The 579-nt window shown below is 59.6% G+C and carries 1 protein-coding gene and 1 pseudogene; both read right to left on the bottom strand.

Annotated features, from left to right (window positions below; genetic code table 11):
* Nucleotides 1-204 (bottom strand): hypothetical protein (locus tag JK635_RS27870; RefSeq protein ID WP_235887877.1); only part of this gene is annotated, 204 nt, incomplete at its 3' end.
* 125 nt (nucleotides 205-329) lie between these two features.
* Nucleotides 330-579, bottom strand: a pseudogene (locus JK635_RS27865) (IS66 family transposase); the annotation flags it as partial.

The following is a 579-nucleotide window of genomic DNA, read 5'->3' as shown; positions in this document are numbered from 1 at the left end:
TAATTGACCGATATCGATGCCTTGCGGCGCTGTCATGGGAAGAAGGCAAGCGATCCAGATGAGTTCGTTGCGCTTGGCAGTCAATGATCCAGGCGTCGCACCGGAATCCGCGCAGTTGCGCAAATATCGCTCCCGTTCCGGCAAGAACGGAGCTTCGCGATGGCGACTACCCGCGACCTTCACATGCGTGGATTTTTTGGACATGGCAGACCTCCGAACGATGGTTGGAAGGTCAGAAGGCGCCGAAATTTATGTCATGTCAACAGTCGGCAAATACCATCGGTCTCCTCTGCAACTGGCCAACGCCGCAACATAAATTCGGCCGCAACATAACCGGCAAAGCCGTCGGCCTGCAGCACGCCAGTGAAGTTCTTCAAGTGCTGCTGCGGGTGGGCGCCCTTGCGGTCTGGCGTATAGGCAAACCAGACTGCCGGCGGATCTTGCGAGCCGCAGGGCCGGTCATCACGCACATAGGTCCACAACCGGGCGGTCTTGGTCCTGCCCAAGCCGGGCGCTAGCACCGGCAGCGGCGTGTCATCGGCATGCGGTTTGTCGGCGGTGAGGACATGGCGGCCAATG

Source organism: Neobacillus paridis (genome assembly GCF_016765675.1).
GTDB classification, from domain to species: Bacteria; Bacillota; Bacilli; order Bacillales; family Cytobacillaceae; genus Neobacillus; species Neobacillus paridis.
This window is presented reverse-complemented; position numbering and strand designations above follow the sequence as displayed.